This is a genomic window from Sphingobium sp. KKT206 (assembly GCF_055640555.1).
Genome location: NZ_CM145764.1, coordinates 211078 through 226123, shown reverse-complemented (window position 1 = coordinate 226123; position 15046 = coordinate 211078). Strand labels below are relative to the sequence as shown.

General features: G+C 64.3%; 12 protein-coding genes. 5 read left to right on the top strand and 7 right to left on the bottom strand.

Going from position 1 to position 15046, the window contains the following annotated elements:
- Positions 1 to 77 precede the first annotated feature (77 nt).
- Positions 78 to 2354, top strand: coding sequence for a TonB-dependent receptor (locus ACZ2HM_RS01045; protein WP_470425977.1), 2277 nt, complete (start codon positions 78 to 80; stop codon positions 2352 to 2354).
- Between the two features lie 136 nt (positions 2355 to 2490).
- Here the strand turns inward: ACZ2HM_RS01045 and ACZ2HM_RS01040 are convergent, their stop codons facing one another.
- Both ACZ2HM_RS01040 and ACZ2HM_RS01035 read right to left on the bottom strand, forming a co-directional pair.
- Positions 2491 to 3909, bottom strand: coding sequence for an aromatic ring-hydroxylating oxygenase subunit alpha (locus tag ACZ2HM_RS01040; RefSeq protein ID WP_470425976.1), 1419 nt, complete (start codon positions 3907 to 3909; stop codon positions 2491 to 2493).
- Between the two features lie 90 nt (positions 3910 to 3999).
- Positions 4000 to 4767, bottom strand: a complete 768-nt coding sequence (locus ACZ2HM_RS01035) for an SDR family NAD(P)-dependent oxidoreductase (RefSeq protein ID WP_470425975.1) — start codon at positions 4765 to 4767, stop codon at positions 4000 to 4002.
- Positions 4768 to 4960: 193 nt separating this feature from the next.
- Here ACZ2HM_RS01035 and ACZ2HM_RS01030 point away from each other — a divergent pair, with 193 nt between their 5' ends.
- Entirely contained in the window at positions 4961 to 6139 is a 1179-nt protein-coding gene (locus ACZ2HM_RS01030) for an aromatic ring-hydroxylating oxygenase subunit alpha (RefSeq protein ID WP_470425974.1), read from the top strand.
- Between the two features lie 150 nt (positions 6140 to 6289).
- Here ACZ2HM_RS01030 and ACZ2HM_RS01025 read toward each other — a convergent pair whose 3' ends face one another.
- From ACZ2HM_RS01025 to ACZ2HM_RS01010, 4 genes are all read right to left on the bottom strand, one after another.
- Entirely contained in the window at positions 6290 to 7321 is a 1032-nt protein-coding gene (locus ACZ2HM_RS01025; RefSeq protein WP_470425973.1) for an NADP-dependent oxidoreductase, read from the bottom strand.
- A 342-nt stretch (positions 7322 to 7663) separates the two neighbouring features.
- Complete coding sequence (locus tag ACZ2HM_RS01020; protein WP_470425972.1) at positions 7664 to 9001, bottom strand: SPOR domain-containing protein; 1338 nt, start codon at positions 8999 to 9001, stop codon at positions 7664 to 7666.
- 15 nt (positions 9002 to 9016) lie between these two features.
- A complete protein-coding gene (locus ACZ2HM_RS01015; RefSeq protein ID WP_470425971.1) occupies positions 9017 to 9544 on the bottom strand; it encodes a hypothetical protein in 528 nt (175 codons plus the stop codon).
- A 14-nt stretch (positions 9545 to 9558) separates the two neighbouring features.
- Complete coding sequence (locus tag ACZ2HM_RS01010; protein WP_096063526.1) at positions 9559 to 10278, bottom strand: ParA family protein; 720 nt, start codon at positions 10276 to 10278, stop codon at positions 9559 to 9561.
- 198 nt (positions 10279 to 10476) lie between these two features.
- Here ACZ2HM_RS01010 and ACZ2HM_RS01005 point away from each other — a divergent pair, with 198 nt between their 5' ends.
- Positions 10477 to 11499, top strand: coding sequence for an SPOR domain-containing protein (locus tag ACZ2HM_RS01005; protein ID WP_470425970.1), 1023 nt, complete (start codon positions 10477 to 10479; stop codon positions 11497 to 11499).
- A 133-nt stretch (positions 11500 to 11632) separates the two neighbouring features.
- Here the strand turns inward: ACZ2HM_RS01005 and gcvA are convergent, their stop codons facing one another.
- Positions 11633 to 12526: a transcriptional regulator GcvA gene (gene gcvA, locus ACZ2HM_RS01000; RefSeq protein WP_470425969.1), complete on the bottom strand. Its 894-nt coding sequence runs from the start codon at positions 12524 to 12526 to the stop codon at positions 11633 to 11635.
- A gap of 87 nt (positions 12527 to 12613) precedes the next feature.
- On the opposite strand from gcvA, the gene ACZ2HM_RS00995 reads away from it, so the two are divergent.
- On the top strand, positions 12614 to 13630 hold the full coding sequence (locus ACZ2HM_RS00995) for a 2-oxoadipate dioxygenase/decarboxylase family protein (RefSeq protein ID WP_470425968.1): 1017 nt from the start codon (positions 12614 to 12616) through the stop codon (positions 13628 to 13630).
- Positions 13627 to 15033, top strand: coding sequence for a succinylglutamate-semialdehyde dehydrogenase (astD, locus tag ACZ2HM_RS00990; protein ID WP_037479567.1), 1407 nt, complete (start codon positions 13627 to 13629; stop codon positions 15031 to 15033). The genes ACZ2HM_RS00995 and astD overlap by 4 nt, the downstream gene beginning before the upstream one ends.
- Positions 15034 to 15046: the final 13 nt, after the last annotated feature.

The window sequence follows — 15046 nt, the reverse complement described above, 5'->3', positions numbered from 1 at the left end:
CCCGAACGATGAAACGAAGCCGCACCAAGCAGGCCATTCGTCAAGCGCCTTAAAGAACGCACAATAGGGGAGAGTATATGCAAAGGAAGCCTTTGGTCCGTCCAGTCATGCTGGCATTGGGCAGCACGCTGCTATGGGCCATGCCCGCCATGGCGCAGGATCAGACCGCGCAGCCCCAGGCCGATGCCCAGGCGATCGACCCCAACGCCATCATCGTCACCGCCCGTCGCCGCGAAGAAAGCCTGCAGGACACGCCGGTCGCGATCACCGCGGTCAACGCCGCCATGCTGGAAAACAAGGCGGCGGTGAATATCGGCGACCTGACAGGCGGCGTCCCCAACCTGCTGATCACCAACCAAAATTCGGGCGCGGCCGCCGCGAACCTCGCCATCCGTGGCCTGACCTATGCCGACGTCGAAAAATCGCAGGAACCGACCGTCGGCGTCGTTGTCGATGGCGTCTTCATCGGCACCAGCACCGGGCAATTCTTCGACTTTTTCGACATTGAGCAGATCGAAGTGCTGCGCGGCCCGCAGGGCACGCTGTTCGGCCGCAACACGATCGGCGGCGTCATCAACATCCGTCGCACCCGCCCGACCGGCGAGTTCGGTGCCAAAATGGAAGTCTCCTACGGCAAGTTCAACACGCTTGCGACCCGCGCCGTGGTCAACGCGCCCTTGTCCAGTGACGGCAGCATCGGTGCCAAGCTCTTCTACTTCCATAATGAAACCGACGGCTGGTATCGTCAGGGTCAGACCGGTGAACGGCGGGGTTTCGGCAATAATGAGAATTTCGGCGGATCAATCCTGTTCGCGCCGAAGGATAGCGGTTTCGATGCCCTCTTCACGCTCGAAAAGCAGGTGCAGAAGGCCGATCCCGTTGTCGCCAGCCTGACCCAGACCGGCGAAGTCTTTTGCGGCCTGATCCCGGCCAATGAATGCAACCGCAACAACACGACCGACCTGTACACCGTGTTCGGCCTGCCCAACGAAACCAACTATTCCGCGCCCGCCGCGACGCTGGAAATGAATTATGATGCAGGCGACGTCAAACTGACCTCCGTCACTGGCTGGCGCGATTCGCGTGAGAACCAGACGCAGGATTTCGACGGTTCCTCGACCGACCTCTATTATGTCCGGCGCTTGCAGGATTATGAGCAGTGGAGCCAGGAATTGCGCGCCGCCGGCAAGTTCAGCGACAGTTTCGACTATGTCGTGGGCCTCTTCTATTTCAGCTCCGAATATCGCTTGACCCAGTATAGCCGCGTCTTCGGCTTCGCCCCGACTGTCCCTCCTGAAATCTTCGACACCAACCCCCAGGTCGTGAACGGCAAGACCAAATCCGTCGCCGTCTTCGGCGATTTCAACTGGGCCTTTGCCGACCAATGGCGCCTGTCCTTCGGCGGTCGCTTCACCCGCGACAAGAAGTCGCTCGACAATAGTTTCGGCGGCATCGAAATCGGCCGTGGCACCGACACGTTCAAGAAATTCACGCCCAAGGTCGGCGTCGATTTCCGCCCGAACGACGATGTCATGTTTTATGGTAGCTGGTCGCAAGGCTACCGGTCCGGCGGCTTTTCGCCCCGCGCGGGAACGGCCGCCAGCGCCGGTATCGCCTATCAACCCGAAGTGGTCGACAGCTTCGAAGTCGGCGGCAAGTTCGACCTGTTCGACCGCAAGCTGCAGTTCAACGTCGCGGCCTTCTATTCCAGCTACAAGGATCTGCACCAGAACAACACGCTCAATTGCCCAAGCTGCGCCACCGGAAACGAGACGATCACATCGAATGTCGGGTCGGCCAAGATCAAGGGCCTGGAGTTCGACTTCACTGCCCGTCCGACGTCGCAACTGACGATCACCGGCTCGATGGGCCTGCTCGATTCCAAGTTCAAGGGCTTCATCGTCGGCGGTATCTCGCCCGTGTCGGGCGCCGTCGTACCCTATGACTATTCGCGCAACGACCTCATCTACAATCCGAACATGACCGCGTCGTTAGCGGCCGACTACACCATGCCCACCAGCTTTGGCGAAATCATCGCGAATTTGAGCTATCGCTATATCGGCCGCTATGATCAGCAAATTTCATTGGGGCCAATCTCCGGCGACCTCACCAACGGGCCGATCATCGTCAACGGCAACGATCCGCGCGTGCGGACCGACAAGCAGGGACTGGTGGATGCGAGCGTGACCACCAAGTTCGAACTGGGCGGCACCGAAGCGCGCCTGACCCTGTTCGGCCGCAACCTCGCCAATGATCGTGGTCCAACCCACGGCTTCACCGTCGGCGGCCTGTGGTCCTTCGGCACGGCGCGCGAACCCCGCACCTATGGCGCGACGCTGGGCGTCAAATTCTGATCGCCGAAACAGTCTGAAAAGCCAAAGGCCGGGGCGCAATCCCCGGCCTTTCTTTTTGGCAGCCTCTCGCCCCCAGGCACAAAAAAGGGGCGTTGGAGCCATAGCCCCGACGCCCCATCAACCGATCAACCCGACGTTACAGATCGCCGTTGATATATTTCATGATCGTATTCTGGAACTGACGGATCTGGATTTCCTGATAATTGGCCAGTTGCACCTTATCGTTCAGCGACGCCTTCAGGCCCGTCTGCACATGCGGCAGATTTTCCATATCCTGTTCGAACACGTCGCCCAAAATGCCCAGCTCCGGTGCTTCGGTCCATTTCTGATCGACCGACAGGAATTTCATCGGCGGCGCCTTGGGATGCGCCTGCCCCGGCGGAACGCGGGTCAGCACGCGCACTTCCATCAGGCAATGGTCGACATCGTGCCAGGGCCGCCAGCGATAGACGATATTGGGCTGGAACCCGGCCCAGGGGCTGAAATTAGGAAAGACGTTGTAGAGCAACGCATCCATCATCTCCGCATCGGACGCGAAGCTGACATCATGGCCGAACATGGCGGTGGTGGTATCGCGCAGCGAAGCGCCCAGCGCCGCCCGCGCCGAAACGCCCTCTGGCACCTTGACATTATAGCCGCCCGCCGCCGCTTCCTTATCCTCATAATTGTCGGACGACCGGCCATTATATTTGACGAACTCATCCACGATCCACTGCTCCGCCTTGTCCGTCGGGTCGACATGGGGCGACATGGTGCCGAACGGCGTCACCGTCAGGTTCACATAGTCGCCATAGATATTGTACATCGAATTGGCGTCGCCGGTGAACGGCAGCAATTGTGGATGGGTGACGACGGTGTGCCAGCTTTCCATGAAAGCCTCCATCACCACCTTCCAGTTGGCAGGCACCACCTTGCCCACCCACATGGCGGTTGCGCATTCCTCCTGCCGCCAGCGCTTGAAATGCTCCGGCATGGGCGCAAGAAACGCGTCGAGCGTCGGCCCGTCCGCTGCCTCGCGAATGAAGATATAGCCCGCCCAGCGCCCGACGCTGATTTCCGGCAGGGACATCTCCTCGTCTTTCAGGTGCGAGAAGTCCCAGCGGCACGGAATCTGCTTGATCGACCCATCATTATTCCAGGTAAAGCCATGGAAGGGGCATTGCAGTTCGGCCGACCAGCCATCGCCGGTCTTGAGCTTGCGCCCGCGATGCAGGCAGACATTGGCGAAGGCCCGAACCGAACCATCCTCCTGCCGGATCAGCAGGAAGGATTTGCCGACATTCTCATAGACGACATGATCGCCCGGCTCCGGCAATTCCTCTTCGCGCGCCGCGAACTGCCAGGTGCGCGGCCACATCTTCTGCTTTTCCAGCTCGAAAAATTCGGCGCTGGTATAGCGGCTGGCCGGGATCGGGTCCGACCCCAGATTTTCATATTCGTCGGTGTAGAGATATTCCGGCACCGGATTGGTGTCCGCCAGCATCAGATCGCGGACACTCGTACCGGGGCAGCGCGGCAGCGGTGCGCCTTTGATCCGGGGATCGCTTTCAGCCATCACTCTCTCTCCTAAATTCTCGCCTGCCCAGCTGCGCCGCAAATGCGGCGCGCCGAATCCTTGGTCGCTTGTTCAAACATAGCGACGCTATCACTGCGCGACCATCCCCCCATCAACGACAAATTCGCATCCGGTGATGTAGCGCGCATCATCCGACGCCAGGAACGCGACCATCGACCCGATGTCGGCGGGTTCGCCCATGCGGCCCATCGGGATGGTCGCGACGATCTGGTCGAATATCTCCTTATTATCGGCGATCGCCACCTGCTGCATATCGGTCCAGATCATGCCGGGATGCACCGTGTTCACGCGAATATTGTCGCGCGCGGTTTCCAGCGCGACCGACTTGGAAAACAGCCGCACCCCGCCTTTACTCGCGGCATAGGCCGCGGTGCCCTGCACGCCCACTAGGCCCGCAATCGACGACAGGTTGACGATCGACCCGCCATGCCCCTGCACCCGCATCTGGTCGACGGCGACCTTGGTGCCCAGATACACACTGTCGAGATTGACCGAAATCTGCTTGTGCCAGTCCGCCGACGTCATCTCGCTCATCGGCCGCAACACGGCGATGCCGGCATTATTGACCAATATGTCGATCTTGCCAAAGGCAGCGATCACCGCCTCGATCACTTTGGTCCAGACCGCTTCGTCGGTCACGTCCTGCGCCATCGCCTGCGCGGCAAAGCCCTGCGCCCGCAATTCCTCGGCCCGCGCATCGACTGCCGCGCCGTCCAGGTCGGTCAGGAACAGGTTCGCCCCCTGGCCCGCCATCTTGAGCGCGGCCGCAAAGCCCAACCCATTGGCGGATGCCGCCCCGGTCACCAATGCCACTTTGCCTTGAAGATCGATCATCATGCGCCAGCTATCCTCTTGTCGAACTGTTTGGGGCGCAGACTGGCCATTATGGCGCACCGTGCAACTAGCGCTAGTCAGAGTCCCCGCCGGGCCGTGCCGCCCTACCTATCACCTTACCGAGTTCCGGCAGGACGGCGCACGCGCTATGTTGCCCGATAAAGCCAATCGGCTATGCCATGAGAGAGGGTTTGCAATGGGCTATCATGACGTCATCGGCCAGGAAGCCGAAAAGATGCTCGAATATGTCGAGACCGGCACCACCCACAGCGCCACAGACACGATGGAAGTGCCCGCCGCCGTCTATACCGACCCCGCCTATTTCGAGCGGGAGAAGGCGGAAATCTTCATGAAACTGCCGCTGCTCGCCGCGCTGACCGCCGAAATGCCCAATCCGGGCGATTACAAGGCGATGGAACTGCTCGGCAAACCCGTCCTCATCACGCGCAAGAGCGACGGCACGGTCGCGGCAATGCTCAACGTCTGCACCCATCGCGGCATGATCCTCAAGCCCGAAGGCCATGGCAATGCCAAGCGCTTTTCCTGTCCCTATCATGCCTGGACCTACAGCAATGACGGCAAGCTGATCGGCGTTGCCGAACCGCAGAAGTTCGGCCCCCTCTGCAAGGAGGAACGCAACCTCACCGCCTTGCCCGTGGCCGAAGCGGGCGGGATCATCTGGATCTGCCTGACGCCGGGGCTGGAGTTCGACATTGCTGCGCATCTGGGCGGCATGCTGGACGACCTGAATGCCTATGGCCTTGGCGACTGGCATTATTGCGGGTCACGCCGCATCTATGGCCCCAATTGGAAGATCGCCTATGACGGCTATCTGGAGGGCTATCATTTCGCCGCCGCGCACCCCACCACCATCCATCCGCGCACCTTCAGCAACATCATGCACTTCACCGCCTTCGGCCCGCATATGCGCGTGGGCTATCCCCAGGTGCGGATCAAGGAAGCGCTGGGCGCGATCCCGCGCGCCGATTGGGGCGAGCATGAGAATGAAGGCTATGACTTCGTCCGCACCATCTTCCCCAACATCTCCATCTTCTTCGCGCCCGAAATAACCCAGGTCGCCCAGCTTATTCCCGGCGATACGCCCGGCAGCAACATCACCAACCTGATGTTCATCCGCCGTGAGCCGCCCAAGGACGATGCCGACGCGGCAGCGATCGAAGGCATGATGGACTGGCTGCGCGATGTCGTGAATGACGAGGATTATGGCGTCGGCCTGCAAGTGCAGAAGGGCTTGGAATCGGGCGCGATCAAGTCGGTCATCTTCGGCCGCAACGAGCGCGGCAACCAATATTTCCACAACTATGTCGACTATCTCCAGCGCGCCGACCCGGAAGAAAGTCCGCCGGAATTGTGAGGCGGAGGGGGAGCGGTAGGACAGCATTCCCTCCCCGTTCGCCCTGAGCCTGTCGAAGGGCTCTTCTTCTTGAAAATGAGTATAGGGCTTCGACAAGCTCAGCCCGAACGGACTTGAGGTAAGTCCGTTCGGGCCTTGTGCCTTCCGCCCCTACAGCGTCGTCACACCCTCATTCAGCCGCACCACCGTCTTGCCCGTGGTCACGCCCGACATCAGGTTGATGAAGGCACTCGGCGCATTTTCGATGCCCGTCGTCACATTCTCCTGCGCGATCAGCGCGCCCGACCTTATCCATTCGCCCAACTGCGCCTCGGCCTCTTCCAGCATGTCGAGATGTTCATAGGCCAGGAACCCGCGCATCGTCACCCGGTTGACCAGCACCTGCCACAGGTTACGGATCGGATAGGGTTCGTCATGATTATTATAATTGGCCATCATGCCGCAGGTCACGATCCGCCCGAACGCCGCCATGTTGGGCAGCATCGTGTCGAGGATCAGCCCGCCGACATTGTCGAAATAGACATTCGCCCCGTCGGGACAAGCCGCCTTGATCGCGGCGTCCAGGTCCGGCTCGGCGCGATAGTCGATCGCCGCGTCGATCCCGAAGGTGCCAGTGACCAGCTCCGCCTTGTCCTTCGACCCGACGATGCCGACCGACCGACAGCCCGACAGCTTGGCGACCTGGCATCCCACGCTGCCGACCGCGCCAGCCGCCGCGCTCATGACGACCGTGTCGCCCGCCTGCATCTCGCCGATCCGCTTCAATCCGACATAGGCGGTGATGCCCGACCAGCCCAGCGCGCCCATATAGGCGGTCAGCGGCACGCCGGGGTCGACATGGACATTTTCGATCGCGAAATTGCCGGGGTTCAGGATCGAATATTCCTCCCACCCGACAAAGCCCCGGCCATAATCGCCTTCCTTGAAACCCGCATTGCGCGACTGGATCACCCGGCCCAGCACCATGGTCGGGATGATCCCGCCGATCGGCGTTGCGGGCAGATAGCTGTCGTCGCGATCGTCCAGCATCCCGCGCACCGCCGGATCGATGGCGAACACCTCGTTCTGGATCAGGATTTCGCCCTCTTCCAGTTTGCGCACCTGCGCTTCGACAAGGCGAAAATTCTCCGGCACGGGCACGCCATGCGGGCGCGAGGCAAGGACGATCTGGCGGTTCAACAAGGCAGTTCTCCAGCTTGGGCGCGCGTTGGGCGCGTCTTTGATCCGGCTATGCCCTGCCCCACCCCCCACGCGACACTGGCGAAATGCACAGCTGCCCTGCGGCAAAATCCTCCCCTGGAAGGGGAGGTGGCTGGCCGCAGGCCAGACGGAGGGGTGTCGCCCCATCGATAGGGTGACACCCCTCCACCGGCTTTGCCGGTCCCCCTCCCCTTACAGGGGAGGATTTTGACGTGTGCGACGCCTACACGCTGCTCAAATTGCAAACCCGATCCTTAAAAGAAAGCGCGCGAAGCCGGGTGGCTCCGCGCGCTCCAGGAAGTCGCGCTATGGGAGAGGGGGAGATCAGCGCGAAGCGTATTGACGACCCTTGCTGGCGACGGCCCAGCGTTGTGGTGTCGCACCCGGCGCAGCTTCGCGCACGAAGCACTGGCCGCGGCGCGACTGCACGATGCGGCAGGCGCTCATGGCGTCGGCGCGGTTGGCAAAGCCGCTGATCGCGAGGCGATGGAAGGTCTTGCCCTTGACGGTCGCCTGGCTGGTCAGCACGGGGAAGGCCGACAACATCATATTGCCGCCCGCCATCTGCATCCATTTTTCCTTGGCGATGCCCGCGCTGTCATAGGCACCCAGCTGGACCACCCAATTGCTGGCACCATTGGCGACCGGCTTGATGAAGGCGACCTGCTGCATCCGCGCGGCAGGGGCGGCGGCGGGCTGCGCCTTGGCGCGGGACTTGGGCGCGATCCGCTTGCCCGATCGATCCTCAACGATGAAGTCGCGGACAGCGACCCGTACAGGCTTGGGGCTGGCTTTGATGACCGGTGCCGCCTCGACTACAGGCGCGGGCGCAGCCTCGGCGACCTGCACCGGTGCCTGCGTCTCGACGACCGGCATCGGATCGGCTTGCGCCATCTCGATCGGCGCAGCAACGGCGGAGGGTGCCGACAATGCCAGCGCCACCGGTTGGCCCATATCATTGGGATCGATCGTCACGCCCATCAGCGCCGCGACACGCATCGGCGCCAGCGAAGGCTCCGCAATCTGCGCCCAGTCGGAAATCCGCTTGTTCGCGGCCAATGGCTCCATGTCCATGCCCGCGACCATCCGCGCGTCCTTCCAGCGCCCGGCCAGCGCATAGGCATAGGCCAAGTTCTGCCGCGTCCGCGCTGTAGCGGATGGATCATGGATGGCTTGCGACAATATCCGCACGCCTTCCTGCGGGTCGCCGGCCATCGCCATGGCGAGACCATAGTCACCGGCCGGAACCGTAGAGGCGTTCGTCACCAGCAAGTTGCGCGCGGCGTCCGACCGACCCTGCGCCACCTGTACCAGCGCCAGGCTGACGATCGTGCCGACGTCGCCATTGCCCAGCGTCATGGCATCGCTCAGTGCCGCTTCCGCCGAGGCAAAGCGCCCCGCCTGCACATAGGCGCGGCCCAATAGCTGGCGATAGGCGCCATTGTCGGGCGCGAGTTGCACGGCGGCTTCGGCGGCGGCAACCGCCTTGGTCGCGTCGCGTGATGCCAGCGCCTTTTCCGCGATGGCGGCCTGCTTGGCGGGATCGCCCTTGGGCAAACCGACCGAAGCCGAGGGACGGAATGCCGCCCCGGTACAGCCCACCATCGTCGTGGCGACGAGCAGCGATGCGATCGCCGCCTTGCCGAATGTCGTGCGCTTCATATGCCTACCCACCTTCTATGCCTTGTCGCCGCGCATCTGCGGCAGCTGCTGAGTCAGCCGGTCGATTTCCGGCAACGTGTCGATGAAGTCATCGAGCGCCTGCGTAACAATCTGTTGCGCCGACCGTCCTGTGACGGCGCAGGCAAGGCGCAGTTTCAAATGGCGTTCGGCCTCCAGCCGCAGCGTGAAGGCGGCCTTGCGGCCCGGTGCCGGAGCCCGTGCCGGTGTCGGCGCGGCCTTCTTGCGTGGCGCAGGCGCGGATTTGATCCGTTCGGCCAGTTCCTCGCGCGCCAGCACGACCGGCGGCACAGCCACGGGCGTCGTCATCGGCGTCAGGCCGATCGCGACCGGCGGCTCTTCGACCGGGCTCGGCACCGGCTCCACATCGAAACCCATGTCGTTCCAGCCCAGATCATCCTGCGGCACCGCATTGCCGACGGCGCGGCCAAAGCCCATCATCGGGCGGCGCATTGCCGGTTGCGCCGCGCCCTTGCGCGCGAGCAAGCCCGACGTCAGCGATGCGAGCGGTTTGGGTTCGGCCATGACGCCTGCCTCCCTTACTGGCCGATCACGCGGCGGCCGAAGCCCCCGCCGGTCGGGCGAGCCGCGACGGTGCCGACGCTGCCCTGGGGCACGGAAAAGACCGTGCGGCGGAAATTCTTTTCCAGCCGGTCCGACACATAGGACCATAGCTGGACGACCTCGGCGGCGGAGCGCCCCTTGGGGTCGACCTCCATCACCGTGCGTCCATCGATCATCGACGCGGCGAAATCGGTGCGGTGGTGCAATGTCACCGGCGCGACCGTGCCATGCTGCGACAGAGCGACGGCGGCTTCCGATGTGATGCGCGCCCTGGGCGTCGCGGCATTGACGACGAAGAGCAGCGGCTTGCCCGCCCGTTCGCACAGATCGACGGTCGCGCCCACGGCGCGCAGGTCATGCGGGCTGGGCCGCGTCGGCACCACGATCAGTTCGGCGACGGAAATCACGCTCTGGATGGCCATGGTGATGGCAGGCGGCGTGTCGATGACGGCCAGTTTGAACCCCTGTTGCCGCAATGTCTCCAGGTCTGCGGCCAGCCGCGCGACCGTGGTCTGGGCAAAGGCCGGATATTCCGCCTCGCGCTCGTTCCACCAGTCGGCGAGCGAACCCTGCGGGTCGATGTCGATCAGCACGACGGGACCGGCGCCTGCCATCTGCGCCTGCACGGCCAGATGACCCGACAAGGTGGTCTTGCCCGATCCGCCTTTCTGCGACGCCAATGCCAAAATCCGCAACGAATATCCCCCCAGAAAATCCAGTTCCGGTCGGGACTGCCACAACTGCACCTAAAAATTGGTTAACCCACGCGCGACTTTGCAGCGACACAGGTCCGGCCAGTTAAACGCCTCTTCCGATCGGGTCTTATGCTAACGTGAATTTAACCTTGTTTGCGCATCACCAGCGCAAAGCTGTTCGCGCAGGAGCATGGGACTATGACGTATCTTTGGAAGAGCATGGCGCTGGGGTGCCTGATCGGCTTGGCCGCGCCAGCGATGGCCGACGTCAAGGCGGGCGTCGATGCCTGGCAGCAAGGCGACTATGCCAAGGCGATCGCTGAGTGGCGGCCGCTGGCGCTCGCGGGCGATCCCGATGCGCAGTTCAACATGGGCCAGGCCTATAAGCTGGGTCGCGGCGTCCAGCCCGACCTGACGGCCGCGCTCGACTGGTATCGCAAGGCCAGTGCCCAAGGTCATTTGCGCGCCGAGGATAATCTGGGCCTGCTGATGTTCCAGCAGGGCGACCGCGCGAACGCCATGCCCTTCCTCCAGCGCGCGTCGATGCGCGGCGAACCGCGCGCGCAATATATTGTCGGCACGACCCTGTTCAACGGCGACCTGATCGGCAAGGATTGGGTGCGCGCCTATGCATTGATGACCCGCGCGTCGGCATCGGGCCTGCCGCAGGCGGCGACCAGCCTGACCGAGATGGACAAGTTCATCCCCGAAGATCAGCGCAAGCAAGGCCTGGCACTGGCCGCCAGCCTGGAGAAGTCGGAAAAGACGGGTGCGCTCGCCGCAGCGAGTCCTGCCCCGGCAAAGCCCGCGCCGATACGGTCCGCCACCTCAGCGGTGCGGACGACGGAACTGCCGCCCTCGACCATCAACCAGCCTGCCCCGGTTGCCACGCCGCCAGCGCCCCGGCCTGCGCCCAAGCCTGCGCCGCAGGTTGCAGTTGCCAAACCCGCGCCGCGCCCGGCACCGGCCATCCCCGCCCCCGCCGCATCGGGCGGCTGGCGTGTCCAATTGGGCGCGTTCAGCGAAGATGGTCGCGCCCGCGCGCTGTGGAACCAGATGACCGGCAAGGTCAGCGGCCTGTCCGCCTATCAGCCCTATCTGGTCAAGGCCGGCACCGTCACCCGCCTGCAAGCCGGCCCCATCGCCAGCAGCAACGACGCCGCGCGTCTGTGCGCCAAGATCAAGGCCGCCGGTGCAGACTGCATGCCCAAGAAGATGTAAGGCCGCGCCTTACTCGACCTGTTCCCCGGCGAAGGCCGGGGTCCAGTCCAGAGCGTGGAAGTGGACCCCGGCCTTCGCCGGGGAACAGCATCCATGGGTCATCCTCTTTGCATCTTTGCTATAACCCCGCGCCTTACCCGACCTGTTCCAGCATCCACGCCCGAAACTGCGCGACGGCGGGGTTGGCCAGCGCATCGGCGGGATAGGCCAGATAATAGGCCCGCTCGCTCGACAAGGGGCGGGCAAAGGGGATGACCAGCGTGCCCGCTTCCAGTTCCGGCTGGATCAGGAAGCTGGGGATCAGCGCCACCCCCGCGCCTGCCGCCGCCGCCTGCGCCAGCATCAGGAAATGTTCGAACGTCGGGCCGGGGTGCAGCGCGTCCGCGTCCACCCCCGCCGCGACGAACCAGCGCGGCCAGGCATCGCGCCGCGAACTTTGGCTGAGCAGCGGCGCATTCAGAAGGTCGACGGGCGCACGCAACGGATGCGCCGCCAGCCAGCCCGGCGCGCACACCGGCACGACATCCTCGCGAAACAGGAAATCCATCGCGACGCCCGGCCATTCCTGCGGCAGGCCGAAATGGATCGCGGCGTCGAAATCCTCCTGCGCAAAATCGAATGGCTCGGAGCGCGCCGCGAAATCCACCACCAGTTGCGGATGCCGCGCGCTCAGATGCGGCAGGCGCGGCGCGAGCCAGCGCATCCCGAAACTCGGCAGCGTCGCGATCCGCAGCGCCGATCCCGCCCGCCGCTGCGCCGCCGCGCGGGTCGCGCGCCGGATGCCATCAAGCGCGGGCGCAAGTTGTACGGCATAGGCGCGCCCGGCCTCATTGAGTTGCACCCGCCGCCCGATCCGGTCGAACAACGGCCGCTGAACCCGCTCCTCCAGCAAGGCGATCTGCCGACTGACCGCGCTCTGGGTCAGGCCGATCTCGTCGCCTGCGCGCGAGAAGCTTTCATGCCGCGCCGCCGCCTCGAAACTGGCGAGCGCCGTCATCGACGGCAGCCATTTGCGCCCCTCACTCATTCCAAAATCGCATCAACTGATGAAGGCTCCCCGTTTGCATCACCCATCCTATCCTGCGATACTGGCTGTGTCACCGGGAGCCTATCCATGTCGAATGAGAATATACCTGTCATTGCCGCCCTGACCAAAGCCGTGCTGGGCGATATGGACGGCCAAAAGGCGCTCGATGCGCTGCACATCGCCCCTGCCCTGCTGGCCGAGCGCGGCCCCACCGTGACGCGCGCCGCCTTCGCGATGGCTATGAACGTTTCGCTGTTCGATAATCTGTTGCGGCGCGTGCCGAGCGGTGCGGCTTATGTCGCCGACACGCTGGCGCAGGGCCGCCGGGTAAACTTCGATCATGGCGCGCTCCGCACCATCCGCCTGCCCGATGGCCCCACCCGCGCGCTGCCCGGCGGCGAAGACGCCTTCACCCGTATCTTCGTGCCGCTCGGCTATCGCATGGCCACCGTCTATCCGCTCGACCGGCTGAAAATGACCGGCCGCGCCTACACCCATGCCGACCATCCCGACGCGATTCCGCAATTCTTCCTGTCCGAACTGCATGTCGACCGCTTCGATGCCGACTTTGCCGATGCCGCCGCGCGCCTGTTCGGCACCTCGCGCGATCCGCTCGATGCGCAGGCGCTGGCGGTGCTGGACGATTTTGCGGCGGACCGGTCCGTCTCCTTCGCCGACGCCGTGGCGGCGCTGCCCACCATCCTCTCGGCCTTCGACCGTCAGCATGATGCGCCCGATTTTGCCGACTATCAATTGCTGCTCTCCCGCTCCAACGAAGCCGCCTGGATCGCGACCGAGGGCAATGCCTTCAACCACGCCACCGACCGGGTCGCCGATGTCGCCGCCTTGGCCGATCGACTGCGCGCCGCTGACCACCCGATCAAGGACCGGCTGGAAATTTCCGCTACCGGCCGCGTGCGCCAGACCGCCTTGCGCGCCGACAGCGTCGAGCGGAGCTTTGCCGATGGGCAGGTCCGCGCCGTCCCTGGCTCCTTCTTCGAGTTCATCAGCCGCGACATCGATCCGGCAACAGGTCAGCTCGACCTCGCCTTCGACACCGGAAACGCCACCGGCATTTTCGCCATGACGCGCGCAGGAGCATGACCGCCATGTTGCAATCCTTCGATCCCGCCTCGCGCGCCCTCGTCTGGGAAGGCCCGGTCGCCGATGCCGCCGCCTGCCATGGCGCGATCGCCACCGCCCGCGCCGCCCTGCCCCAATGGCGCGCGCTGCCCGTGGAGGATCGCGTCGCCGTCGTGCGCCGCTATGCCGCCATTCTAGCCGAACGGCGCGCTGCGCTGGCTGAACTCATCTCGCGCGAAACCGGCAAGCTATTGTGGGAAAGCGACGCTGAAATCGGGTCGATGATCGCCAAGGTCGATGTCTCGATCGCCGCCCATGCCGAACGCACCGGCGAACGCGCCGCCGCCATGCCTTTCGGTCGCGCGGTCCTGCGCCATCGCGGCCATGGCGTGATGGCGGTGCTTGGCCCCTATAATTTCCCCGGCCATTTGCCCAACGGCCATATCGTCCCCGCCCTGATCGCGGGCAACGCCATCGTCTTCAAGCCATCGGAAATCACCCCTGCCACCGGCGCGGCGATGGCCGATGCCTGGGCCGCTGCTGGCTTGCCGGACGGCTTGCTGACCGTCGTTCAGGGCGGACGCGCCACTGGCGAGGCATTGGTCGCGGGCGACATTGACGGATTGCTGTTCACCGGATCGGCAGGCGCTGGCGCAGCCCTGCGCCGCGCGCTGGTCGATCGGCCCCATGTCATCATGGCGCTGGAACTGGGCGGCAACAATCCGCTGATCGCCTGGGACAGCCCGGAGGCCGCCGCGTCGATCATCGTCAATTCCGCTTTCATCACCACCGGCCAGCGCTGCTCCTGCGCCCGCCGCCTGATCGTGCCCGAAGGCGCGACCGGCGACGCGATCGTCGAGGCGGTCGATGCCATGGCCGCACGTTTGCCCATCGCCGCCTGGAACGAAGCGGGCGACGCGTTCATGGGGCCGCTGGTGTCGGACGCGGCCGCCGCTGGTGCCCATCGCGCCGTTAGCGACCTGATCGCGCGTGGCGCGCGGGTCATCCGTCCGTTCGGCGGGGTGGAGGGCCGCAGCGCCGCCTTCGTCACGCCCGCCTTGCTCGACGTGACCGGCGTGGACACGCCCGATGCGGAAATTTTCGCGCCCGTCCTGTCGATCGTCCGGGTGCCCGACTTCGATGCCGCCATCCGCGCCGCCAACGCGACCAGCTTCGGCCTGTCGGCGGGGCTGATTGCGCAGGATGACCAGCTATGGCAGCGGATGGTGGAGGAAAGCCGGGCGGGCGTCCTCAACCGCAATCGCCCGACGACCGGCGCGGCAGGCAACATGCCCTTTGGCGGCCTGGGCGCGTCGGGCAATCACCGCCCGAGCGCCTATTATGCCGCCGATTATTGCGCCTATCCCATCGCCAGTTTCGAGGCAGAGGCAGTGCAGGCCGTCCCAGTGACCGGCCTGTCCTGAACCGCCACGACAA

What these genes read in the sequence shown, in the direction of transcription:
- ACZ2HM_RS01005 (WP_470425970.1), top strand. Translation starts at nt 10,477, where the DNA reads ATGACGTATCTTTGGAAGAGCATGGCGCTGGGGTGCCTGATCGGCTTG.
- gcvA (WP_470425969.1), bottom strand. Translation starts at nt 12,526, where the DNA reads ATGAGTGAGGGGCGCAAATGGCTGCCGTCGATGACGGCGCTCGCCAGT.
- ACZ2HM_RS01020 (WP_470425972.1), bottom strand. Translation starts at nt 9,001, where the DNA reads ATGAAGCGCACGACATTCGGCAAGGCGGCGATCGCATCGCTGCTCGTC.
- ACZ2HM_RS01015 (WP_470425971.1), bottom strand. Translation starts at nt 9,544, where the DNA reads ATGGCCGAACCCAAACCGCTCGCATCGCTGACGTCGGGCTTGCTCGCG.
- ACZ2HM_RS00995 (WP_470425968.1), top strand. Translation starts at nt 12,614, where the DNA reads ATGTCGAATGAGAATATACCTGTCATTGCCGCCCTGACCAAAGCCGTG.
- ACZ2HM_RS01040 (WP_470425976.1), bottom strand. Translation starts at nt 3,909, where the DNA reads ATGGCTGAAAGCGATCCCCGGATCAAAGGCGCACCGCTGCCGCGCTGC.
- ACZ2HM_RS01045 (WP_470425977.1), top strand. Translation starts at nt 78, where the DNA reads ATGCAAAGGAAGCCTTTGGTCCGTCCAGTCATGCTGGCATTGGGCAGC.
- astD (WP_037479567.1), top strand. Translation starts at nt 13,627, where the DNA reads ATGACCGCCATGTTGCAATCCTTCGATCCCGCCTCGCGCGCCCTCGTC.
- ACZ2HM_RS01030 (WP_470425974.1), top strand. Translation starts at nt 4,961, where the DNA reads ATGGGCTATCATGACGTCATCGGCCAGGAAGCCGAAAAGATGCTCGAA.
- ACZ2HM_RS01035 (WP_470425975.1), bottom strand. Translation starts at nt 4,767, where the DNA reads ATGATGATCGATCTTCAAGGCAAAGTGGCATTGGTGACCGGGGCGGCA.